Source organism: Streptomyces sp. NPDC051569, from assembly GCF_044454085.1.
In the GTDB taxonomy this organism is placed as follows: Bacteria; Actinomycetota; Actinomycetes; order Streptomycetales; family Streptomycetaceae; genus Streptomyces.
Genome location: NZ_JBITDJ010000002.1, coordinates 608940 through 631833 on the forward strand (window position 1 = coordinate 608940; position 22894 = coordinate 631833).

The 22894-nt window shown below is 69.2% G+C and carries 18 protein-coding genes; 16 read left to right on the forward strand and 2 right to left on the reverse strand.

The features are described 5' to 3' along the window. Positions 1-24: 24 nt before the first annotated feature. Entirely contained in the window at positions 25-993 is a 969-nt protein-coding gene (locus ACIBAE_RS05660) for a hypothetical protein (protein WP_399282516.1), read from the reverse strand. A 135-nt stretch (positions 994-1128) separates the two neighbouring features. On the opposite strand from ACIBAE_RS05660, the gene ACIBAE_RS05665 reads away from it, so the two are divergent. The 11 genes from ACIBAE_RS05665 to ACIBAE_RS05715 all read left to right on the forward strand — a co-directional run bounded on the left by ACIBAE_RS05665 (position 1129) and on the right by ACIBAE_RS05715 (position 16492). Further along, positions 1129-3750 (forward strand): valine--tRNA ligase, encoded by a 2622-nt coding sequence (locus tag ACIBAE_RS05665; RefSeq protein WP_399282517.1) that lies wholly within the window; start codon positions 1129-1131, stop codon positions 3748-3750. A gap of 229 nt (positions 3751-3979) precedes the next feature. Beyond that, the gene (locus tag ACIBAE_RS05670) at positions 3980-5494 is read left to right on the forward strand and encodes a bifunctional folylpolyglutamate synthase/dihydrofolate synthase (protein ID WP_399282518.1); all 1515 of its coding nucleotides are present in this window, start codon (positions 3980-3982) and stop codon (positions 5492-5494) included. 4 nt (positions 5495-5498) lie between these two features. Further along, positions 5499-5888, forward strand: a complete 390-nt coding sequence (locus tag ACIBAE_RS05675; protein WP_399282519.1) for a DUF4233 domain-containing protein — start codon at positions 5499-5501, stop codon at positions 5886-5888. A 104-nt stretch (positions 5889-5992) separates the two neighbouring features. After that, complete coding sequence (ndk, locus tag ACIBAE_RS05680; protein WP_399282520.1) at positions 5993-6406, forward strand: nucleoside-diphosphate kinase; 414 nt, start codon at positions 5993-5995, stop codon at positions 6404-6406. Positions 6407-6659: 253 nt separating this feature from the next. Further along, on the forward strand, positions 6660-7679 hold the full coding sequence (locus ACIBAE_RS05685; protein ID WP_399282521.1) for a rod shape-determining protein: 1020 nt from the start codon (positions 6660-6662) through the stop codon (positions 7677-7679). 111 nt (positions 7680-7790) lie between these two features. Beyond that, positions 7791-8768, forward strand: a complete 978-nt coding sequence (mreC, locus tag ACIBAE_RS05690; RefSeq protein WP_399282522.1) for a rod shape-determining protein MreC — start codon at positions 7791-7793, stop codon at positions 8766-8768. 11 nt (positions 8769-8779) lie between these two features. Further along, the gene (mreD, locus tag ACIBAE_RS05695; protein ID WP_399282523.1) at positions 8780-9451 is read left to right on the forward strand and encodes a rod shape-determining protein MreD; all 672 of its coding nucleotides are present in this window, start codon (positions 8780-8782) and stop codon (positions 9449-9451) included. A gap of 43 nt (positions 9452-9494) precedes the next feature. Next, positions 9495-11666 carry a penicillin-binding protein 2 gene (gene mrdA / locus ACIBAE_RS05700; protein ID WP_399282524.1) on the forward strand — a complete coding sequence of 724 codons (2172 nt, stop codon included), beginning with the start codon at positions 9495-9497 and terminating at the stop codon, positions 11664-11666. Positions 11667-11669: 3 nt separating this feature from the next. Continuing rightward, positions 11670-12869 (forward strand): rod shape-determining protein RodA, encoded by a 1200-nt coding sequence (gene rodA / locus ACIBAE_RS05705; RefSeq protein ID WP_399282525.1) that lies wholly within the window; start codon positions 11670-11672, stop codon positions 12867-12869. Positions 12870-12933: 64 nt separating this feature from the next. Continuing rightward, positions 12934-14511, forward strand: coding sequence for a CHAD domain-containing protein (locus ACIBAE_RS05710; protein ID WP_399282526.1), 1578 nt, complete (start codon positions 12934-12936; stop codon positions 14509-14511). A 55-nt stretch (positions 14512-14566) separates the two neighbouring features. Then, positions 14567-16492 carry a TIGR03960 family B12-binding radical SAM protein gene (locus ACIBAE_RS05715; RefSeq protein ID WP_399282527.1) on the forward strand — a complete coding sequence of 642 codons (1926 nt, stop codon included), beginning with the start codon at positions 14567-14569 and terminating at the stop codon, positions 16490-16492. Between the two features lie 30 nt (positions 16493-16522). Here the strand turns inward: ACIBAE_RS05715 and ACIBAE_RS05720 are convergent, their stop codons facing one another. Next, positions 16523-17521 (reverse strand): LuxR C-terminal-related transcriptional regulator, encoded by a 999-nt coding sequence (locus ACIBAE_RS05720; protein WP_399282529.1) that lies wholly within the window; start codon positions 17519-17521, stop codon positions 16523-16525. Between the two features lie 649 nt (positions 17522-18170). On the opposite strand from ACIBAE_RS05720, the gene ACIBAE_RS05725 reads away from it, so the two are divergent. The 5 genes from ACIBAE_RS05725 to ACIBAE_RS05745 all read left to right on the forward strand — a co-directional run bounded on the left by ACIBAE_RS05725 (position 18171) and on the right by ACIBAE_RS05745 (position 22804). After that, the gene (locus ACIBAE_RS05725) at positions 18171-18314 is read left to right on the forward strand and encodes a hypothetical protein (RefSeq protein WP_399282530.1); all 144 of its coding nucleotides are present in this window, start codon (positions 18171-18173) and stop codon (positions 18312-18314) included. A gap of 68 nt (positions 18315-18382) precedes the next feature. Next, positions 18383-19567 carry a tachylectin-related carbohydrate-binding protein gene (locus ACIBAE_RS05730; RefSeq protein ID WP_399282531.1) on the forward strand — a complete coding sequence of 395 codons (1185 nt, stop codon included), beginning with the start codon at positions 18383-18385 and terminating at the stop codon, positions 19565-19567. A 95-nt stretch (positions 19568-19662) separates the two neighbouring features. Next, positions 19663-20964 (forward strand): CHAP domain-containing protein, encoded by a 1302-nt coding sequence (locus ACIBAE_RS05735; protein WP_399282532.1) that lies wholly within the window; start codon positions 19663-19665, stop codon positions 20962-20964. A gap of 112 nt (positions 20965-21076) precedes the next feature. Then, positions 21077-21610, forward strand: coding sequence for a GNAT family N-acetyltransferase (locus tag ACIBAE_RS05740; RefSeq protein WP_399282533.1), 534 nt, complete (start codon positions 21077-21079; stop codon positions 21608-21610). A 15-nt stretch (positions 21611-21625) separates the two neighbouring features. After that, complete coding sequence (locus ACIBAE_RS05745; RefSeq protein ID WP_399282534.1) at positions 21626-22804, forward strand: hypothetical protein; 1179 nt, start codon at positions 21626-21628, stop codon at positions 22802-22804. Positions 22805-22894 lie beyond the last annotated feature (90 nt).

Sequence of the window (22894 nt, forward strand, 5' to 3'; positions counted from 1 at the left end):
CTTGAGACCTGAGCCTGAGCCCCGTTACCGCTTCACGCGGACGTCGGCGCGGAGCTTCGCCGCGATGTCGGCGGCGTCCTTGAGCGGGAGTGCCTTGCCCGTCGTCATCGTCGCCTGGTCGATCACGGTGACGTAGGCGATGGTGCTGCCGTCGCCCCAGATGCAGAAGGGGACGGTGAAGCCCTGCTGAGCCGCGGCGCCGCCGGCGGCCGCGGCGGGGTCCGCGAGGGTGAGCTCCTGGCACTTCAGGACGGCGCCGTCCAGGCCCTCCGGCGTGAACACCGTGGGCGTGCCCACCAGCACGCCCGCGTCCTCGCCGCCCTCCTTGGTCTTCGCCTGCACGTAGGCGAACATGGCGTCGACGGTCTTCTCCGGGTCGTCGATCTGCCCGTAGACACCGAGGAAGTTGAGGGCCTTGTCGGCGCTGCTGTAGCTGGCGCCCGCGTCCTCGGCGTTCTTCACCCCCCACTTCTCGGCGTCCCGGAGATCACTGTCGGTCATGCCGGTGCCGCCGTTGCTCTTCTCCTGCTGGAACGTTCCGCCGATCACCGTGTCCGGCGTCGTCAGCTTGTGCGGGCCGTCGTCCGAGCCGCCGCCGGAGGTCAGGAGGTACGCCGCGGCGGCGATCACCACGAGCGCCACCGCGGCCGCGCCGATGATCAGGCCCGTCTTCTTCCTGGGCGCGGCGGGCGGAGCGGGCGGGAACGGGCCGCCGCCGTACGGAGGCTGCTGCGGCGGCTGACCGGGCTGACCGGGCTGACCGGGCTGGCCGTACGGGCCGGGCTGGCTGTACGGGTTGGGCTGCGCAGGCTGGCTGTACGGGTTGGGCCTGCCGGGCACGCCCGGCGGAGGCGGGTAACCGTAGCCGGGCTGCGGCTGGCCCTGCGGCGGCTGCCGGCCATAAGGACCCGGTTGGCCGTAAGGTCCCGGCTGTCCGTACGGACCAGGCTGCGGCGGCTGACCACCGTACGGGCCCGGCTGGTTGCTGCTCATGTGCTCTGTCCCCTCCAGATACTGACGCGTTCCGAACATCCTGTCGGAGGGGCCGCCTGTGCGGGGCGGTGGGGCGGGGCCGTAACCGGGATATCCCGTTTCAGTACGGAGCCGCGACACCTCTAAACTGAGCGGGTGACCGAGAACTCTCAGCAGCAGCCAGCCAGCAACCCCGAACTGCCGACCCAGTACGCGCCGGCCGAGGTGGAGGGGAAGCTGTACGAGCGCTGGGTGGACCGCGGTTACTTCGAAGCGGACGAGAAGAGCGACAAGCCTCCCTTCACCGTCGTCATCCCGCCGCCGAACGTCACCGGCAGCCTGCACCTCGGGCACGCCTTCGAACACACGCTGATCGACGCCGTCACCCGCCGCAAGCGCATGCAGGGGTACGAGACGCTGTGGCAGCCGGGCATGGACCACGCCGGTATCGCCACGCAGAACGTCGTCGAACGCGAGCTGGGCAAGGAAGGCAAGTCGCGCCACGACCTCGGGCGCGAGGCGTTCGTCGAGCGCGTCTGGCAGTGGAAGGGCGAGTCCGGCGGGCAGATCTCCGGGCAGATGAAGCGGCTCGGGGACGGCGTCGCCTGGTCCCGTGAGCGCTTCACCATGGACGAGGGCCTGTCCAGGGCCGTCCAGACCATCTTCAAGAAGCTGTACGACGACGAGCTGATCTACCGCGCCGAGCGCATCATCAACTGGTGCCCGCGCTGCCTCACGGCCATCTCCGACATCGAGGTGGAGTACCAGGACGACGACGGTGAGCTGGTCTCGCTGAAGTACGGCGAAGGAGAGGACACCCTCGTCGTCGCGACGACGCGCGCCGAGACGATGCTGGGTGACACGGCCATCGCCGTCCACCCCGACGACGAGCGCTACGCGCACCTCGTCGGCAGGCAGATCAAGCTGCCGCTCACCGACCGTACGATCCCGGTCGTCGCCGACACGCACGTCGACCCGGAGTTCGGCACGGGCGCGGTCAAGGTGACCCCGGCGCACGACCCGAACGACTTCGAGATCGGCCGGCGGCACAACCTGCCGAACATCACGGTCATGGACGAGCGCGCCGTGATCACCGTGCCCGGCCCCTTCCAGGGCCTGGACCGGATGGAGGCGCGCAGCGCCATCGTCGCCGCGCTGCGGGCCGAGGGCCGGATCGTCGCCGAGAAGCGCCCGTACACCCACTCCGTCGGGCACTGCTCGCGCTGCAAGACGACCATCGAGCCCCGGCTGTCCCTCCAGTGGTGGGTCAAGGTCGCGCCGCTCGCGAAGGAGGCGGGCGACGCCGTCCGTGACGGCCGGGTCGCCATCCACCCGAAGGAGATGGAGTCCCGCTACTTCGGCTGGGTCGACAACCTCCACGACTGGTGCATCTCGCGGCAGCTGTGGTGGGGTCACCGCATCCCGGTCTGGTACGGGCCGAACGGCGAGACCGTCTGCGTCGGTCCCGACGAGGAGGCGCCGACCGGCGAGGGCTGGACGCAGGACACGGATGTCCTGGACACCTGGTTCTCCTCCGGGCTGTGGCCGTTCTCCACGCTCGGCTGGCCCGAACAGACCCCGAGCGTCGAGAAGTTCTACCCGAACTCGGTCCTGATCACCGGCTACGACATCCTCTTCTTCTGGGTCGCCCGGATGATGATGTTCGGCCTGTACGCGATGGACGGCACGCCGCCGTTCCACACCATCGCGCTGCACGGCATGGTCCGTGACCAGTTCGGCAAGAAGATGTCGAAGTCCTTCGGCAACGCGGTCAACCCGCTGGACTGGATGGACAAGTACGGCTCGGACGCGGTCCGCTTCACGCTCGCGCGCGGCGCCAACCCCGGCGTCGACGTGCCGATCGGCGAGGACTGGGTCCAGGGCTCGCGGAACTTCGCGAACAAGATCTGGAACGCCACGCGCTTCGCGATGATGAACGGTGCGACGGTCGAGGGCCCGCTGCCCGACGCCGCCGACATGTCCGCCACCGACCGGTGGGTCCTGTCGCGGCTGGGCGCCGTGGTCGCCGAGGTTGACGCGTACTACGAGGACTACCAGTTCGCGAAGCTGTCCGACTCCCTCTTCCACTTCGCGTGGGACGAGGTCTTCGACTGGTACGTCGAGCTCTCCAAGACCACCTTCTTCGAGGGCGGCGAGCCCGCGAAGGTCTCCGGACGGGTCCTCGGCGAGGTCCTCGACGTCACCCTGCGGCTGCTGCACCCGATCGTCCCGTTCGTCACCGAGACGCTGTGGACCACGCTCACCGGCAAGGAGTCGGTCGTCATCGCCGACTGGCCCGCCGACAGCGGCTTCCGCGACACGGCCGCCGAGCAGGAGATCGAGAACCTCCAGCAGGTGATCACCGAGGTCCGCCGCTTCCGTTCGGACCAGGGTCTCCAGCCCGGCCAGAAGGTCCCGGCCCGGCTGGACCTGTCGGGCACGCGGCTCGCCGCGCACGAGGCGGCCATCCGTCAGGTGCTGCGGCTCCAGCCCGAGGGCGACGGCTTCCAGGCGACGGCGACCCTGCCGGTCGCCGGCGCGACGGTGGCGCTGGACCTGTCCGGCACCATCGACGTCGAGGCGGAGCGCAAGCGGCTGACGAAGGACCTGGGCGCCGCCGAGAAGGAGAAGGCGGAGGCGACCGCGAAGCTCGGCAACGAGGCGTTCCTCGCGAAGGCCCCGGACAAGGTCGTCGAGAAGATCCGCGCCCGGCTCACCAAGGCCGACGCGGACATCGAGCGGCTGACCGCGCAGCTGGCGGGCCTGCCCCAGGGCTGACAGGACGGGACCGGCCTCCCGGAGCTGGGGCTCCTGACCTTGGAAGTCCCCGACCCTGGAACTTCCGACCCGGAAGTCCCGGCCTGGAAGTCCGGACCCGGCACCTGACACTCGTACGGACGACACCGCACAGCACGGATCCCCCCTGACCTGCCCGGTCAGGGGGGATCCGTGCTGTGCGGTCGACGGCGGCGCGACCGCTGTCGGTGGCGCTCCGTAGACTGGTCCCGTGAGCGAGCCCCGTCCTTCCGACCAGCCCGGTGAACACGACGATTTCGATGAGATCGTCGGCGCCGAGACAGAACGCGACCCCGATCTTGCGGTGATCGAGGCCGGCAGCCGTACGCTGCGTGCCCAGTCCGGTCCTTCGGCGACCGACGACGTGCCGGGCCGCCCCGCGGATCCGGAGGTGGACAAGGCGCTGCGAGCCGTGGAGCAGGAGCTCGCGGCCCGCTGGGGCGAGACGAAGCTCGACCCGTCGCTGGGCAGGATCGAGGCGCTGATGGATGTGCTGGGCGACCCCCAGCGCGCCTATCCCACGATCCACATCACCGGGACCAACGGAAAGACGTCCACCGCCCGCATGATCGAGGCGCTGCTCGGCGCGTTCGAGCTGCGCACCGGCCGGTACACCAGCCCGCACGTCCAGTCCGTCACCGAGCGGATCAGTCTGGACGGCGCCCCGATCTCCGCCGAGCGGTTCATCGAGACGTACGAGGACATCAAGGCGTTCGTCGACCTGGTCGACGGCGGGCAGGAGCACCGGCTCTCCTTCTTCGAGGTGCTGACCGGCATGGCCTACGCGGCCTTCGCCGACGCGCCGGTGGACGTCGGCGTCGTCGAGGTCGGCATGGGCGGCACCTGGGACGCGACGAACGTCATCGACGCGTCGGTCGCCGTGGTCACCCCGATCGACCTGGACCACACGGACCGGCTCGGCACCTCGCCGGGCGAGATCGCCGGTGAGAAGGCCGGGATCATCAAGCCGGGCGCCACGGTCATCCTGGCCCAGCAGCCGGTGGACGCCGCCCAGGTGATGCTCAAGAAGGCCGTCGACGTGGACGCGACGGTCGCGCGGGAGGGCATGGAGTTCGGCGTGGTCGCCCGCGAGGTCGCGGTCGGCGGTCAGCTGCTGACCCTGCGCGGCCTCGGCGGTGAGTACGAGCAGGTCTTCCTCCCGCTGTACGGCGCCCACCAGGCGCACAACGCGGCGGTGGCGCTCGCCGCCGTGGAGGCGTTCTTCGGTATCGGCGCCGAGCAGGCCCGCTCGCTCGACATGGACACGGTCCGCAAGGCGTTCGCCTCGGTCTCCTCGCCCGGCCGGCTCGAAGTCGTACGGCGCTCGCCGACCGTGGTGCTGGACGCCGCGCACAATCCGGCGGGTGCGCGCGCGGCGGCCGCCGCCGTCACCGAGTCGTTCGGCTTCAGCCGGCTGATCGGTGTGGTCGGAGCCAGCGAGGGCAAGGACGTGCGCGGGGTCCTCGAAGCGCTGGAGCCGATCTGCGCGGAGCTGGTCGTCACGGAGAATTCCAGCGAGCGCGCGATGAGCGCGGACGAGCTGGCCGCCGTGGCCGTCGAGATCTTCGGCGATGACCGGGTGCAGGTCGAACCGCGTCTCGACGACGCGCTGGAGGCGGCGATCACGCTGGCGGAGGAAGAGGACGAGTTCGCCGGGGCCGGTGTGCTGGTGACCGGTTCGGTGATCACGGTCGGCGAGGCCCGGCTGCTCCTGAGGAGGCGCTGACCCCATGCGTACACTCTGTGCCTCCACCCTGATCGGCGAATTCTTCGTGATCGGCTTCGCCGGTCTGGTCGCGATGAAGTCGGACGACCTGTCCGCCGGGACGGTCTGGACCGTCTGCGGTGCCGCGATGCTGCTGTCCGTACTGCTCTGCGGGATGATCACCCGTCCCGGGGGCATCCAGCTCGGCTGGGCGCTCCAGATCGCGCTGATCGCCAGCGGTTTCGTGGTGCCGACGATGTTCTTCCTGGGCGCGGCCTTCGCGGGACTGTGGTGGGCCTCGGTGCACTACGGCCGGAAGATCGACGAGGTGAAGGCGCGCTGGGCCGCCCAGGCCGCGGCACAGGGCGGCGCCCAAGCCGAAGCGGGGGCCGAAGCGGGGTCCGAAGCGCGGTAGCGCCGGGCCCGCGCGGGGTCCGGTGAGGTCCGGGTGCTATGAGATCACCGGCTCCCGGTAATCTCACCTCACCGCACACTTTTGCCTGCAAGGAGCCGTACACCATGACCCAGCGCACTCTCGTCCTTCTTAAGCCCGACGCGGTCAGGCGCGGACTCGTGGGCGAGATCATCGGCCGTATCGAGCGCAAGGCGGGCTGGACCATCAGCGCGCTGGAGCTGCGGACGCTCGACCAGGAGACGCTGGAGCAGCACTACGGCGAGCACCAGGGCAAGCCCTTCTACGAGCCGCTGGTCGCCTTCATGGCCTCGGGCCCGGTCGTCGCCCTCGTCGTCGACGGCGAGCGCGTGATCGAGGGCGTTCGCGCGCTCGCCGGTCCGACTGACCCGATCGCCGCGGCGCCCGGGTCCATCCGGGGGGACTTCGGCTCCATCGTCCGGGAGAATCTCATCCACGCCTCGGACTCCGAGGAGTCCGCCATTCGGGAACTGAAGATTTTCTTCCCGGGTCTTTCCTGACCGCTTGTCAGCCGAACGGCGCTGATGCTCTGAGGCGACCGAAGTAATTCGGTCGCCTTTGGGCATATGAAGGCCCATTCCGGGAACGCATCGGTCCGAAACATCGTCACCCTTACTGAGGTGGGCCACCGCGCCGCCGCCGTGCAGGCGGCACTACGATGGAAGCCTTCAAGCCAAAGCACCCACTTCGCCATCCTGAAAAGCCGTCAACGCTCGATTTGGGAAGGCCAGACGCATCCTCATGGGGAACAACATGTCGTTCATCGGCCGTGACATGGCTGTCGACCTCGGGACCGCCAACACGCTGGTGTACGTCAGGGGCCGGGGGATCGTACTCAACGAGCCGTCCGTGGTCGCCATCAACACCAACACGGGCGGCATCCTCGCGGTCGGCGCCGAAGCGAAGAAGATGATCGGCCGGACGCCCGGCAACATCGTGGCCGTCCGGCCGCTCAAGGACGGTGTGATCGCCGACTTCGAGATCACCGAGCGCATGCTGCGCTACTTCATCCTGAAGATCCACAAGCGCCGCTACCTGGCCCGCCCGCGGGTCGTCGTCTGTGTGCCCTCCGGCATCACGGGAGTCGAGCGCCGCGCCGTCATCGAGGCGTCCACCCAGGCCGGCGCGCGCCAGGTGCACATCATCGAGGAGCCCATGGCCGCGGCCATCGGGTCCGGGCTTCCCGTCCACGAGGCCACCGGCAACATGGTCGTCGACATCGGCGGTGGCACCACCGAGGTCGCCGTCATCTCCCTCGGCGGCATCGTCACGGCGCAGTCCATCCGGGTCGCCGGTGACGAGCTGGACAGCTCGATCATCCAGCACATCAAGAAGGAGTACTCCCTCCTGCTCGGCGAGCGGACAGCCGAGAGCATCAAGCTGACCATCGGCTCGGCGTACGACCTCGACAAGGACGAGCACACCGAGATCCGTGGCCGGGACCTGGTCTCCGGACTGCCGAAGACCGTGGTCATCTCCGCGGCCGAGGTCCGCAAGGCCATCGAGGAACCGGTCAACGCGATCGTCGACGCCGTGAAGACGACGCTCGACAAGTGCCCGCCGGAACTGTCCGGGGATGTGATGGACCGCGGCATCGTGCTCACCGGTGGCGGCGCGCTCCTGCGCGGCCTCGACGAACGGCTGCGCCGGGAGACCGGAATGCCCATCCATATCGCGGAGAATCCGCTGGATTCCGTCGCGCTGGGCGCCGGTAAGTGTGTCGAGGAGTTCGAAGCGCTCCAGCAGGTTCTGGACGCGCAGCCCCGCCGATGACGGAATGCCCGAATCCGCCGTACGGGGCCTGAATCGCCCGTACGGCGGATCGTTGATATACCGCGCTATACCGCCAGAATCATTCCTACGAGGAAGGCACGGCCGCCGCACGTGAGGGACACCCGAGAGAGCCGTCTGCTCCTGGTGCTGCTGATCGCCATCGCGTTCGCCCTGATCACCGTCGATATCCGCGGAGGTGAGGAATCCCCGGTCGACGGCGCGCGGCGGGTCGCCGCCACTGTCCTCGGACCGGTGGAGAACGGTGTCGCCTCCGCGGTCAACCCGGTCGGGGACGCCGTCGGAGCCGTACGGGACTCCGGCACACGGCACGACCGCATCGCCGCTCTGCAGCAGGAGAACACCGCGCTCAAGCAGCGGCTCGGCAGCGACGACCGCAACAGCAGCCGGGTACGCCAACTCGACAAGATGCTCGCGAAGGCGGGCGCGGGCCAGTACGGGATCAAGGGCGCCGAGGTCATCGCGATAGGAGCGGCCCAGGGCTTTTCCTGGACCGTCACCCTCGACATCGGCGCCAACGACGGCATCCAGCGCGACATGACCGTCCTCAACGGGGACGGCCTGGTCGGCAGGGTCACCACCGTCGGCCCGCACACCGCGACCGTCCTGCTGGCCAACGACCCGGACTTCACCGTCGGCACCCGGATGGAGAAGTCCGACGAACTCGGCTTCGCCACCGGCCAGGGCGACCGTCCGCTCTCCGTCCAGCTGCTCAACGGCAAGGCCAAGGTGAAGAAGGGCGACCGGCTCGTCACCTTCGGTTCCAGCAAGGACAGGCCCTTCGTACCGGGCGTCCCGGTCGGTGAGGTCGTCCGCGTCGACCCGTCCGGCGGCGACCTCACCCGGACCGTCTACGTACGCCCGTTCGTCGGCTTCACCAAGCTCGACATCGTCGGCATCGTCGTCGAGGCCCCCCGGGAGAATCCGCGCGACACGGTGCTGCCGCCCAAGTCCAAACCCGTCCCCACGCCCACCGTCACCGTCACGGTCACCCCGTCGCCGAACGCCAACGCCCCGCTGAACGACGGCGGTACCGGCACCGGGAACGGCCGGACAGACGAGCAGGAGTAGAGCTGATCCCCATGCGCTTCAACCGGATGCTGCTCTCGGCCACGCTGGTCGTGGTAGCCCTGGTCATCCAGGTGTCCGTCCTCGCCAGACTCCAGCTCCCCGGCGCCGTCCCCGATCTGATGCTGCTCGTCGTGCTCGCCCTGGCCTTTGTGTACGGGCACGTCAGCGGCGCGTTCATCGGCTTCGGCGCGGGCCTGCTGGCCGACCTGGCCCCGCCCGCCGACCACGCCGCGGGCCGCTATGCCCTGGTGCTCTGTCTGATCGGCTATCTGGCGGGCCTCGTCCGCCCCGAGAACGGGCAGCTCAAGTCGGCGCTCGTCCCGATGACCGCGGTCGTCTCGGCGGCGGTCGGCTCGACGCTGCTGTACGCGGGAGTGGGCGCCCTCGTCGGCGACACCGCCGCCCGCCATGTCGGCCTCGGCAGCCTGCTGTTCACCGCGGCCCTCTACGATCTGCTGCTCGCGCCGTTCACCGTCCCGCTGATCATGTGGCTGGCCAGACGCGCCGACAACAATCCGCTGTCCGATTCCACGAGCGGCAACAGCGGCGCCGACGTCGCCGCCGGCTGGCTCGCCACCGGCACCGGTCTGCGGATCGGCGGCCAGCGCGGCGGACTGCGGGTCAAGGCCGCCAGGAACCGCGCCGCACGCGCCGGGCGGATCAAGGGGGTCAAGCGCCTGTGAGCCCGCAGCCACCGTCAGGCCGTACCACCCGTGGGGGGTCAAGTTGAGCAACATCCCGGAGACCGGGCGCACGCCCCGGGTGCGGATCCGGCTCGTCGTCATCCAGGTCCTCGTCTTCTCCCTGCTGCTCACCCTCGGCGGCCGGCTCTGGTACCTCCAGGTGCGCAACGGCCAGGAGTACACGGACGAGGCCAAGAACAACCACGTACAGCAGGTCGTCCAGCCGGCCGTCCGCGGCTCGATCCTCGACTCCCGGGGTGTCCCGCTCGCCGACAACGAGACCAGGCTCGTGGTCTCCGCCAGCCGCACCGACCTGATGAAGATGCCGGACGACGGCAAGGCCGTCCTGACCCGGCTCGCCGATGTCCTCGGGATGAAGCCGAAGGACGTCATCGACAAGGTCCGGCTCTGCGACGCGAAGACCCCCCAGCCCTGCTGGAACGGTTCGCCCTACCAGCCGATCCCGGTGACCGACGAGGCCACCACCCAGCAGGCGCTGCAGATCCGCGAGCGCACGGAGGACTTCCCCGGCATCACCGCGGAGCCCACCGCCGTGCGGCGCTACACCGAGCCGGGGCTGGCCAAGACCGCTCAGGTGCTCGGCTACCTCTCGCCCGTCACCGACGACGAGATCACCAAGGCACAGGACACCGCGTCGCCGTATCTCCGCTCCGACCAGGTCGGCCGCTCCGGTCTGGAACGCACGTACGACAAGGAACTGCGCGGCAAGGCGGGCATCACCCGGTACGAGGTCGACAACCTCGGGCGCGTCATCGGCCGGGCGCAGAGCGACGACGCCCAGCCCGGCGCGAACGTCGTCACCTCCATCGACGCCCGTGTGCAGGCGGTCGCCGAGTACGAGCTGGACGGTGCGATGAAGGTCGCCCGCAAGGAGATGGACCGCAACACCAACCAGCTCTACAAGGCGGACTCCGGCGCCGTCGTCGTCATGGAGGCGAAGACCGGCCGGGTCGTGGCGATGGCCTCGCTGCCGGACTACGACCCGAACGCGTGGGTCGGCGGCATCACCGTCAAGGACTACAACAAGCTGACCGGCAAGAAGTCGAACTTCCCGCTGCTGAACCGGGCCATCCAGGGCCAGGCGGCCCCCGGCTCGATCTTCAAGGTCATCTCCTCGACCGCCGCGGTCAACGCCGGCTACCCCTTCAACGGCAACTACCCCTGCCCGAGTTCGTACAACGTCGGCAGCCAGGTCTTCAAGAACTTCGAGTCCCAGGGGTACGGCAGCATCACCATCGGCAAGGCCCTGGAGGTCTCCTGCGACACCGTCTACTACGGGATCGCGCACAAGGAGTGGCAGAAGGACGGCGGCAACAAGCCGAAGAAGCACCCCAACGACTGGTTCTACAAGACGGCCCATCAGTTCGGTCTCGGCAAGGAGACCGGCATCGACCTGCCCAACGAGGTCACCGGCCGGGTCCCGGACCGTCAGTGGAAGCAGAACTTCTGGGAGGCCAACAAGGCCGCCTGGTGCAAGCAGGGCAAGCGCGGCGGCACGTACGTCGAGCAGATCGCGTACGAAGGCTGCCTGGAAGGCAACCGGATGCGCGCCGGTGACTCCGTCAACTACTCCATCGGGCAGGGTGACACGCTCGTCACGCCGATACAGATGGCGACGATCTACTCCGCCATCTCCAACGGCGGCACCCTCTACGACCCCACGATCGGCAAGGCGGTCGTCAGCGCCGACGGCAAGCGGGTCGAGGAGATCGCGCCCAAGTCCCACGGCAAGCTGCCGTTCAAGGGCAGCACGCGCGACGACATCGACAAGGCCCTCGCGGGGGTCGCGACCACCGGCTCCGCGGCCTGGCGCTTCGGCGGCTGGCCCCAGGACAAGATCCCGATGCACGCCAAGACGGGTACGGCCGAGGTCTACGGCAAGCAGACGACCTCCTGGTTCGCCTCGTACACCAAGGACTACACGATCGTGATGACGATCTCCCAGGGCGGTACGGGTTCCGGAGCGTCGGGGCCCGCCGTGCGCAAGATCTACGAAGCGATGTACGGGCTGAACGCCCAGGGCAAGCAGAACCTCAAGAAGGCCCTGATGCCCCAGCCGCGCACCGCGCTGCCCCCGATCCAGCCGGACGGTTCGATCGACGCGCCGAAGGTCCGTCCGTACGAGCCGGAGAAGGACGTCCCGGCCGAGCAAGTGGTGGCGGGCGGCCCCGTCCTCCCGACCCGGAGGGACTGAGCCATGGCCGGCACAAGTGGCTTCTCCGTCTCCGGATACGGTCCGGAACGCGGGACGTGGGCGCGGCTCTCGGCCCGCGACTCGATGATGCGCAGGCTCGACTGGCCGCTGCTCTTCTCGGCACTGGCCCTGTCGTTCATCGGCTCTCTGCTGGTCTGGTCGGCGACCCGTAACCGCACCCAGCTCAACCAGGGCGACCCGTACTACTTCCTCTTCCGCCACCTCCTCAACACGGGCATCGGGTTCACCGTGATGATCGGGACGATCTGGCTGGGCCACCGCACCCTGCGGGGGGCGGTCCCGGTGCTCTACGGGCTGTCCATCGTCCTCGTCCTGGCGGTCCTCACGCCCCTCGGCGCGACCATCAACGGCGCTCACGCCTGGATCGTGGTCGGCGGCGGCTTCTCGCTCCAGCCGTCGGAGTTCGTCAAGATCACGATCATCCTGGGGATGGCGATGGTGCTGGCGGCCCGGGTGGACGCCGGTGACCAGGACCATCCCGACCACCGCACGGTGGCCAAATCCCTCGGGCTGGCCATACTCCCGATGGCGATCGTCATGCTGATGCCGGACCTCGGCTCGGTCATGGTCATGGCGGTCATCGTGCTGGCCGTGCTGCTGGCCTCCGGCGCGGCCAACCGCTGGATCTTCGGGCTGGTCGGCGCGGGGGTGCTCGGAGCCGTCGCGGTCGCGGCGCTCGGGGTGCTCGACGAGTACCAGATCAACCGCTTCGCGGCCTTCGCCAACCCGAATCTCGACCCGGCGGGCGTCGGCTACAACACCAACCAGGCGCGCATCGCGATCGGCTCCGGCGGTCTCACCGGCACCGGGCTCTTCAAGGGCTCTCAGACGACCGGGCAGTTCGTGCCCGAGCAGCAGACCGACTTCGTCTTCACGGTCGCCGGCGAGGAGCTGGGCTTCGTCGGCGCGGGCCTGATCCTGCTGCTGCTCGGCGTCGTCCTGTGGCGTGCCTGCCGGATCGCGCGCGAGACGACCGAGCTGTACGGCACGATCGTCGCGGCCGGGATCATCGCCTGGTTCGCGTTCCAGGCCTTCGAGAACATCGGGATGACGCTCGGCATCATGCCGGTGGCGGGTCTGCCGCTGCCGTTCGTGTCGTACGGAGGCACCTCGATGTTCGCCGTCTGGATCGCCGTCGGACTGCTCCAGTCGATCCGGGTGCAGAGACCGGTCACGGCCTGAGGGCTCTCTTCACCGGAACGGCGGCGTCCTGATTGGATGCCGCCGTTCCGGTTAGATTCGTTGTATGGCCGACACCAAGCGTGAGATCGAACGAAAGTACGAACTCCCCGAGCGTCCGGACGCCCCCTACCAGCCACGGCTACCGGACCTGACCCTGGTCAGCGGCGTCTCGGCGGTCTCCGGCCAGGGCGTCGTCGCGCTCGACGCGGTCTATTACGACACCTCCGACCTGCGCCTCAACGCCGGCTCCCTGACACTGCGGCGCCGCACGGGCGGCGGCGACGAGGGCTGGCACCTCAAGATTCCCGTCTCCGACGGCGTCCGTGACGAGATCCAGGCGCCGCTCGCCGACACCATCCCGGCCGAGCTGGCCGAACTGCTCCGCTCCCGCGTCCGCGGCACCGCGCTCACCCCCGTCGTACGGCTGCGGACCTCCCGGGACATCCGGCACCTGCTCGATACGCGGGGCGCGCTGCTCGCCGAGGTGAGCGTCGACGCGGTCCACGCCGAACGCCTCACCGAGGGCGCCGTCACCGTCGCCTCCTGGACCGAGGTCGAGGTGGAACTCGCCGACGACGGCGACCCCGCGTTCCTCGACGCCGTGGACACCAAGCTCCGCGAGGCGGGCCTGCGCCCGGCCTCCATCGCCTCCAAGCTCGGCAGGGCACTGGCCGAGACGGCCCCCGGCGAGACCACACCCGGCGAGGCCACACCCGGCGTCGGAGCGAAGGCCGCCGGAGCCAAGGCCACGGCCCCCGCCACCGCCGGGGACCATGTGCTCGCCTACCTGCGCGCGCAGGCCGAGGCCATCGTCGCCCAGGACCCCGCCGTCCGCCGCGGCCTGCCGGACTCCGTGCACCGGATGCGGGTCGCCTGCCGGCGGATGCGCTCGGCCTTCCGTACGTACCGCAAGGTCCTGGACCGGTCCGTCACCGACCCGATCGCCGACGAGCTCAAATGGCTCGCCGCCGAACTGGGCATCGACCGCGACCACGAGGTCCTGGACAAGCGGCTCGGAGCCCGGCTCGACGCGCTCCCCGAGACGCTGCTCCTCGGCCCGGTACGCGGCCGGCTGCGGTTCTGGGACGTCGCCCTGCGGGACGACGCCCGGCGCACCACCCTCGCCACCCTCGACAGCGAGCGCTACCTGAACCTGCTGAACACCCTCGACGCGCTGCTCGCCGACCCGCCGCTGCGGCCCGGGGCGGCCAAGGCGCCGGGAAAGGTGCTGCCCCGGGCGATCCTCAAGGACTACGACCGGCTGGCGGGTCGGATCGAGGAGGCCCTGGCGCTGCCGCCCGGCACCGGGCGGGACGTCGCCCTGCACAACGCCCGGAAGGCCGGCAAGCGCGTCCGGTACGCGGCGGAGGCGGCCACGCCCGCCCTCGGCAAGCCCGCCAAGCGCTTCGCGAAACGGATGAAGGCCGTGCAGAACCTCCTCGGCGACCACCAGGACAGCGTCGTGGCCCGCGACGCCCTGCGGACCCTCGCGATCCAGGCCCACGCGGCGGACGAGACCGCGTTCGTCTGGGGCCTGCTGTACGGACAGGAGGAGGCGCAGGCCGCGAGCCGTGAGCGGCGGCTGCCGAAGGTGTGGGCCAGGGCGTCCGCCCGGAAAGGCCGGGCGGCGCTGACCCGGTGAGTGGCGGGGTACGCTGGATGGTCACCTCTGTCGGTCCACGAAAGATCTCCGTGTGATGCCTGCCGAATCGGTCTTCCCGCAGCTCGAAGCCCTGCTCCCGCATGTGCAGAAGCCGATCCAGTACGTGGGCGGTGAGCTCAACTCCACCGTCAAGGACTGGGACTCCTGCGATGTCCACTGGGCGCTCATGTACCCGGACGCGTATGAGGTCGGGCTGCCCAACCAGGGCGTCATGATCCTGTACGAGGTGCTCAACGAGCGCGAAGGCGTGCTCGCCGAGCGCACCTACAGCGTCTGGCCCGACCTCGAAGAGCTGATGCGCGAGCACCGGGTGCCCCAGTTCACGGTCGACTCGCACCGGCCCGTCGGCGCCTTCGACGTCTTCGGGCTCAGCTTCTCCACCGAGCTGGGCTACACCAACATGCTGACCGCGCTCGACCTGGCCGGCATCCCGCTCAACGCGGCGGACCGCACCGTCGACCACCCCATCGTGCTCGCGGGCGGCCACGCCGCCTTCAACCCCGAGCCGATCGCGGAGTTCATCGACTGCGTGGTCATCGGCGACGGCGAACAGGCCGTGCTCCAGATCACCGACATCATCCGTGCCTGGAAGGCGGAAGGCCGCCCCGGCGGCCGCGAGGAAGTCCTCTTCCGGCTCGCGAAGACCGGCGGCGTTTACGTACCGGCCTTCTACGACGTGGAGTACCTGCCCGACGGGCGCATCGGCCGCGTCGTACCCAACAAGTCCGGCGTGCCGTGGCGGGTGTCCAAGCACACCGTCATGGACCTCGACGAATGGCCCTACCCCAAGCAGCCGCTCGTCCCCCTCGCCGAGACCGTCCACGAGCGGATGTCCGTCGAGATCTTCCGCGGCTGCACCCGGGGCTGCCGCTTCTGCCAGGCCGGCATGATCACCCGCCCGGTGCGCGAGCGCTCCATCACCGGCATCGGCGAGATGGTCGAGAAGGGTCTCAAGGCGACCGGCTTCGAGGAGGTCGGCCTGCTCTCCCTGTCCTCCGCCGACCACAGCGAGATCGGTGACATCGCCAAGGGCCTCGCCGACCGGTACGAGGAGGACAAGGTCGGTCTCTCCCTCCCCTCCACCCGCGTCGACGCCTTCAATGTCGACCTCGCGAACGAACTGACCAGGAACGGCCGCCGTTCCGGTCTGACGTTCGCCCCCGAGGGCGGCTCCGAGCGGCTGCGCAAGGTCATCAACAAGATGGTCTCGGAGGAGGACCTGATCCGTACGGTCTCCACGGCGTACGGCAACGGCTGGCGGCAGGTGAAGCTGTACTTCATGTGCGGCCTGCCCACCGAGACCGACGAGGACGTCCTGCAGATCGGCGACATGGCGGTCAAGGTCATCGCCGAGGGCCGCAAGATCTCCGGCCAGAACGACATCCGCTGCACGGTGTCCATCGGCGGGTTCGTGCCCAAGCCGCACACCCCGTTCCAGTGGGCGCCGCAGCTCAGCGCCGAAGAGACCGACGCCCGGCTGACCAAGCTCCGCGACAAGATCCGCGGCGACAAGAAGTACGGCCGCTCGATCGGTTTCCGCTACCACGACGGCAAGCCCGGCATCGTCGAGGGCCTGCTCTCGCGCGGCGACCGGCGCGTCGGCGCGGTCATCCGGGCCGTCTACGAGGACGGCGGCCGCTTCGACGGCTGGCGCGAGCACTTCTCGTACGACCGCTGGATGGCGGCCGCCGCGAAGACGCTCCCGGAAGCCGGTGTGGACGTCGACTGGTACACGACGCGTGAGCGCACGTACGAGGAGGTCCTGCCCTGGGACCACCTGGACTCGGGGCTCGACAAGGACTGGCTCTGGGACGACTGGCAGGACTCGCTCGACGAGACCGAGGTCGAGGACTGCCGCTGGACGCCGTGCTTCGACTGCGGGGTCTGCCCGCAGATGGACACCTCGATTCAAATCGGCCCGACGGGCAAGACGCTGCTCCCGCTGACGGTCGTCAAGTAGCACCCGCGACCCCGGCCTTCCGGCCCGGCTTCAGAGCCGGGCCGGAAGCCAGCCCTGCTGGACGGCTCGTACGCCCGCCTCGAACCGGCTGCGCGCACCGAGCCGCTCCATCAGCTCCGTAGCCATCCGCCGCGCGGTACGGGTCGAGACGCCCAGCCTCTTCGCGATGGTCTCATCGGTGTGCCCTTCGGCCAGCAGCCGGATCGCGGCGGACTGCTGTCCGGTGAGCCCGTCCGGGCCCCGTACGGTGACGGCGTCGCCCAGCGGCCGGGCAGCCGTCCAGGTCGATTCGAACAGGGCGCACAGTGCCGTCAGCGTCCCCTGACCGGTCAGCACCACAGCGCCGGCCGCGGTGTCGTCGCTGTTGACCGGGATCACCGCGGTGGACCGGTCCATGATGATCATGCGCGTGGGAAGCGCGGGAACGGTACGGACCTGTCCGCCCAGCTTCAGCAGCCAGCCCGCGTGGTCGATGGTGGGCTTGTTGTTGCGGACGCTGTCGAGGTAGATGGTGCGCATACGCACCCTCCGGGCCAGGAGCCCCTCGTTGAGCGGTCTGGCCGCCGCCATCGCCTCGGCTGTGTGAGCGCCGTCCGGGGCGAAGGAGAGAACTTCCCCCGTCACCTCGCGGGTCAACGAGGCCAGCCGGTCGCGTATCCGGTCCAGGCCGAGGAGATGTTCCACGCCGGGGTGAGCGGTCGTGGGCTGCAGCTCCGCGTACTCCGAGATCAGTTGCGCGGCGGCGGCACGTGAGGCCTCGAGGCGCTGCTGCTGTGCCGCCAGTTCGGCCTGTTGGCGCGCCATCAGGATTTCCATCCCGATGTCCGGCGAGACGGCCCTTATCCGTCCCGTGTTCTCCGAGGACGGTCGTACGAGAGCGAGCTCGCTCAGCACGTCAAGAGCGCGGCGTATGTCCTGTTCCGATAGCTTCGTGGCGTCCACCAGTCCGGCGACGCCGGACTGCGGATGGATGAGCATGGCGCGGTAGACCGACTCCGCTGCGGAGTCCAGCCCCAGAGCCTTGAGCATGTGTTCCCCCCTGAGATCCCCAGGCACAAGTGTGTCGGCATCGATCATCGCATTGCTGGTCGGAACCGGCCATGGACGCAATTGTCCTTCCGCTCGGCAAAGAAGAGAGCGGCCACGCTGGGACCGTGGACGCATGTATCTCGTACACGCGCGGCTCGAAGCCGACGGTCGTGCTGAATTGCCCTGTCGAGTAGGGGACTTGGTGTGGTCCGGGTTGCATCCCGAGGATCGTGTCGAGCATGTCTCGATGCATTGGCTAGCGCCTTCCCGGTGCACCCTCGGGTTCTACCTGCTGGCCGACCGCCTGGAGGACGCGGAGACGCGGACCATACACATCTGCCGACGGATCCTTGCCGGAAGCGAGGAGACGCGGCATGTGCGGCTGGCGGGCGCGGGTGTGCCACTGAGCCCACTGTCGCTTTCGCCCGGGTGGAGCTGATCCGCTCGGGCCCGGTCCTGCCCGATGTCCTGGACACATCCGTCCAAGGCCCTTTCGGTCCAGCTGAAAGCTCTTCCTGCCGAGGTGGGCTGCGACGAAGCTATGGATCACCGAACGGAACGGCGTCACCGCGGGACGCACTGCCGGTCGGAATCGGACTTGCACCCTACGGGGGCTCGTCGTCCAACTGCTGAAAGGCGACCAACCGTCATGTTCCTCGCTCCCCTGGCCAAGGCAGCCGCGGTCGCCGCCCTCGCCCTCGGAACACCGCTGCTGGCGCAGAGCGCCGGCGCCGCTGCCCCGGTGGCGCACAAGCCTCCGGTGGTCACGGTCTCGGACGTGATCTGGCAGTAGCGGCCGACTGACCGCACGCGACGCCCGCTCATCCCTGCCGATGCTTTCGACACTCGCCGAGGACGGACATGACGAACATACGTAACGTGGGTCGCAGAGCGGCCGGCGTCTTTCTGGCCGGAGCTCTGGCCGTCGGACTGGCATCGGTCACCACCGGTCCCGCCGAAGCCGCCACCACATGCGCAGGAACTGTCTCCATCTACGGCACGCTGGCGGACGGTGCGCTGACGTACAGCAGCATCCGCCCGGCCAACGGCGATCTGGCCAAGGTACACATCGGTCCCCAGCTCGGGTTCACGCCGAAGGCCATGGCGACCCTGAACTTCAATACGGTGCTGGTGACGTCGACGGCGGGTGCGCTGTATCGCGTGGACGTACTGACCAACAACAACTCCCTTGCGCTGTCCGGTGTCGAGAAGATCGCGGACAGCGGCTGGACGCACGACAAGCTCACCTACGACGGCCACGGGCATCTCTACGGCACCACCGCAGCCGGTCTGCTGCTGCGCTACAACGTCTCGCAGCCCAAGCCGCAGGGCTCGCAGCACATCGGCCAGCGCACCGAGATCGGTACCGGCTTCACCCTGAAAACGCTCACGGCGACCGCGGACGACCGGCTCAGCGCTACCACCGCGGACGGCCGGCTGCTCGACTACAAGATCTCCGACACGGGCTCCTGGCAGCGTGCGCAACTCAAGGCCACCGGCTGGTCGGGCTTCGACCAGCTCCTCTCGCCGGGCGGAGGGCTGTATTACGGCAGGCTCCCCACAGGCGCCATGTACTGGTACAAGGATGCCAACCCCACCGACGGTTCCGGGGCCGATATCTCCTACCACCTCGACGACCCGGTGAACACGCGAGGCTGGACCCAGACTCTGCTGTCCGCCCAGCCCGAGACCTACACCTGCACGACGTCCGTGGGTTCGGTCGACCGCGACAACATCGCTCAGGTGAAGACGGCCGGCCGTACGTTGATGAACGAACACGACCCCGCTTGGGCCAACGGCACGCAGTGGACCTGCCTGGAGAGCCTCTGGGACCGGGAGAGCGGCTGGCGCTGGAACGCTCAGAACCCGGCCTCCGGTGCGTACGGAATTCCGCAGGCGCTGCCCGGCAACAAGATGGATGCCGCCGGTGACGACTGGAAGTCCAATCCGCTCACCCAGATCAAGTGGGGCCTGAGCTACATCGACGGCCGTTACAGCTCTCCTTGCGCCGCTTGGAGCCACTTCCAGTCCATCGGCTGGTACTGAGCCCCCGCGCCCTTCCCGGCCGCGCCCCTGCCCGCGCCTCTTCATCCATTCACCACGGCCCGTGATGCGGGCTGCCCTTTTCCAGGAGACAGACCATGTCGAACGCCGCCCGTTTCATCCCCGCCCTGCGGTCCACCCTCGTCGGCCTGGCCGCCGGGGCGATGTCGCTGGGGTTGATGACCGCGAACGCCGGCTCCGCCACTGCCGCTCCGGTCGCCGAGACCTGCACCGGCACCGCCTCGATCTACGGCACGCTGGCCGATGGGCGGCTCACCTACTCGGCGATCGACCCTCTTACCGGCAACCGACTCAAGACTCTGATCGGTCCCGAACTCGGGTTCACGCCGAAGGCCATGGCGACCCTGAACTTCAATACGGTGCTGGTGACGTCGACGGCGGGTGCGCTGTATCGCGTGGACGTGCTGACCAACAACAACTCCCTTGTGCTGTCCGGTGTCGAGAAGATCGCGGACAGCGGGTGGACACACGACAAGCTCACTTACGACGGTTACGGGCATCTCTACGGTACGGCCGGGGGTGTGCTCATGCAGTACCTGGTCTCCCAGCCCAAGCCGCAGGGCTCGCAGCACATCGGCCAGCGGGTCGAGATCGACAAGGGTTTCGTGCTGAAGACGCTCACCGCTGTCGGTGACGACCGCCTGCTCGCCACGACTCAGGCCGGAGCGCTCTACTCTTACAAGATCATCGGTCGTGCCTGGAAGCGCGACACCCTGAAGGCAGAGGGCTGGAGCAACTTCGACCAGCTCCTCTCGCCCGGCGGTGGCTACTACTACGGGCGAAGCTCGGCCGGTGGCCTCTACTGGTACAAGGACGCCGACATCTCGGACGGCAGCGGGAGCGACATCACCTACCACACGGACGACCCGGTCGACGCGAAGGGCTGGACGCAGACCCTGCTGTCCGCCGCTCCGTCCACGGTCACCTGCAAGGTGGTCAACCAGCTGGGCCAGACGATCGCCCGTGCCGCGGAGAACGAGGTGGGGAACAACTTCTCCGACTTCGACTTCGATCACAACGGTGCCTGGTGCGCGGAATTCGGCCAGTACATCTGGTCCGGCGCGGGTGTCGATCACACGAATCGTCTCGACGCGCGGGCGATCAGCTTCCGTGAGTACGGCCTTGCCTACGGCACGTACCGCACCTCCGCGCCCAAGGTCGGCGACGCGGTGCTGTACGACGCCGACCGAAGCCTCACCGACGGCGACGCCGATCACATCAACCTCGTGGTGGAGGTCTCCGCCGACGGTAAGCAGATTCGGACGGTCGGCGGGAACGAGAGCCGCCAGGTGCAGAAGAGCGCGTGGTTCACCTGGTCGACCGCCACCAGTCCGATCGGTGCGGGCCCGGTGCTCGCCTTCATCTCCCCCATCGGCTGATCCTGCTCACGCGCCGGGCCGGTCCCTGCTCCGTCCTCTCCGGGGGGAGTACGGACCGGCTTTGTGCACATCCGGCGGGCGGGTCCCCGGTGCACGGCGGCACAATGGTCCGATGCCGCAGCTCATCGCCCCCGACGTCCGGTTGCACGCCTCCTTCCTCGACGGGATGAAGGAGTTCGTCGAAGAAGGCGCCGACGAGCGGTCGCTGCTCGCGCACGAGATGGCGGAGTACGCCGCCATCTGGCACCGGCCCGAGATCTTCGCGTCCTACGTGGACCGGCTGAACGCCGAGCCCCTGGAGGAGACCCCGCGCGTCGAGGGCTGGGTCCCGAGCACCACCCTCTGGTACGTGGACGGCGACACCTTCCTCGGACGCCTCAGCATCCGTCACCGGCTCAATCCGTTCCTGCTCGAACTCGGCGGTCACATCGGCTACGCCGTACGCCCCGGCGCCCGCAGGCGTGGTCATGCGACCGCTATGCTCGCCGAGGCGCTCCCCGTGGCCCGCGCGCTCGGTATCGAGTCCGCCCTCGTCACGTGCGACACCGACAACACTCCCTCGCGAAAGGTGATCGAGGCGGCCGGCGGGGTCCTGGAGGATGTGCGCGGCGGGAAACTCCGCTACTGGATCCGAACGGCCGGCTGAGGCGTCCTCTCTCTCATGGAACCGAACAAGCCGTCCCGCGCGTACGGCGACGACCGGGCGCCGGCGCGCCACGAGCCCGGTGAGGGCTGCCTGATCGCGGCCGTGCGCCTTCCGGTACGGATCGTCGTGCTGCTGCTCGTCGTGCCGGTACGTGTGGTGTGGGACGCCCTCGGCGTGGTCGCCGAGGCGGTCGACCGCGTGGCGCTGCGCCCACTGGGCCGGGCGCTGGCCTGGCTCGGCCGGGTGCTGGTGGTGATTCCACTCGTCCGGCTGTACGAGCTGGTGCTGATTCCGCTGGGGCGCGGTTTGCGGTGGCTGGTGACGGCCGTCCTGGTCGGGGCGTGCGTGGCGGTGTGGCGTTACGTGGTGGTGCCGGTGGTGCGGTACGGGCTGGTAGTGCCGCTGGTCTGGGCGTACCGGTACGTGATCAGGCCGATGGGCCGCGGCGTCGTACGGCTCGCCCAGGCAGTCGGCCGCCTCCTCGTCCGGCTGTACGAGGTGGTGCTGATTCCGCTGGGGCGCGGTCTGGGGTGGCTGGTGAAGGCCGTCCTGGTCGGGGCGTGCGTGGTGGTGTGGCGTTACGTGGTGGTGCCGGTGGTGCGGTACGGGCTGGTAGTGCCGCTGGTCTGGGCGTACCGGAATCTGCTCGCCCCCCTCGGCCGCGGTCTCGCGGTCGCCGTCCGCGCGCTCCTGGCCTCGGCGGTCCGGCTGGTGTCCGTTCTGCTCGTCGCGCCCCTCCGCTGGGTGTTCGTCAGGATCCTCGCCCCGCTCGCCCGGGAGATCGGCGCCGCGTTCGCCGCCGCCTGGAAGATGGGCGGATACGTCTCGCGTGCCATCGGCCGGGCCCTTGTCCGGCTCGTACGGAACTTTGTGAGCCGCCCGGCCCGTTGGGTGTACCACCATGTCTGCGTGCCGGTCGGCCACCGGCTGCGTGACAGCCTCTGGGCTCCGGCCCGGGGGGCCGCCGTTCTGGCGGGCCGGGTGACCGCGGACACTCTGCGGGCCGCGCGGAAAACCGTCCGGCAGGTCCGCCGCGACAGCTGGCGGGCGCTGGTCGGCCCACCGCGCGTGACAGAGCCTGTGGAACCACCGGGAGTCCGGGCGCGTACTCTGGGTAGTACAACGATCGTGTCCGACACGGAGCCCGCACTCCAGAAATCCTCGTGCAAGACCAGTGGGTCTGAGCGGGACTGAGACGGGATCCGGGGTCACCCGCACGTCCGAGGGCGGCGCGTCAGCGCGTACCGTCCCGCACCGAGGAGAAGAACCACTGGGCAAGCGACA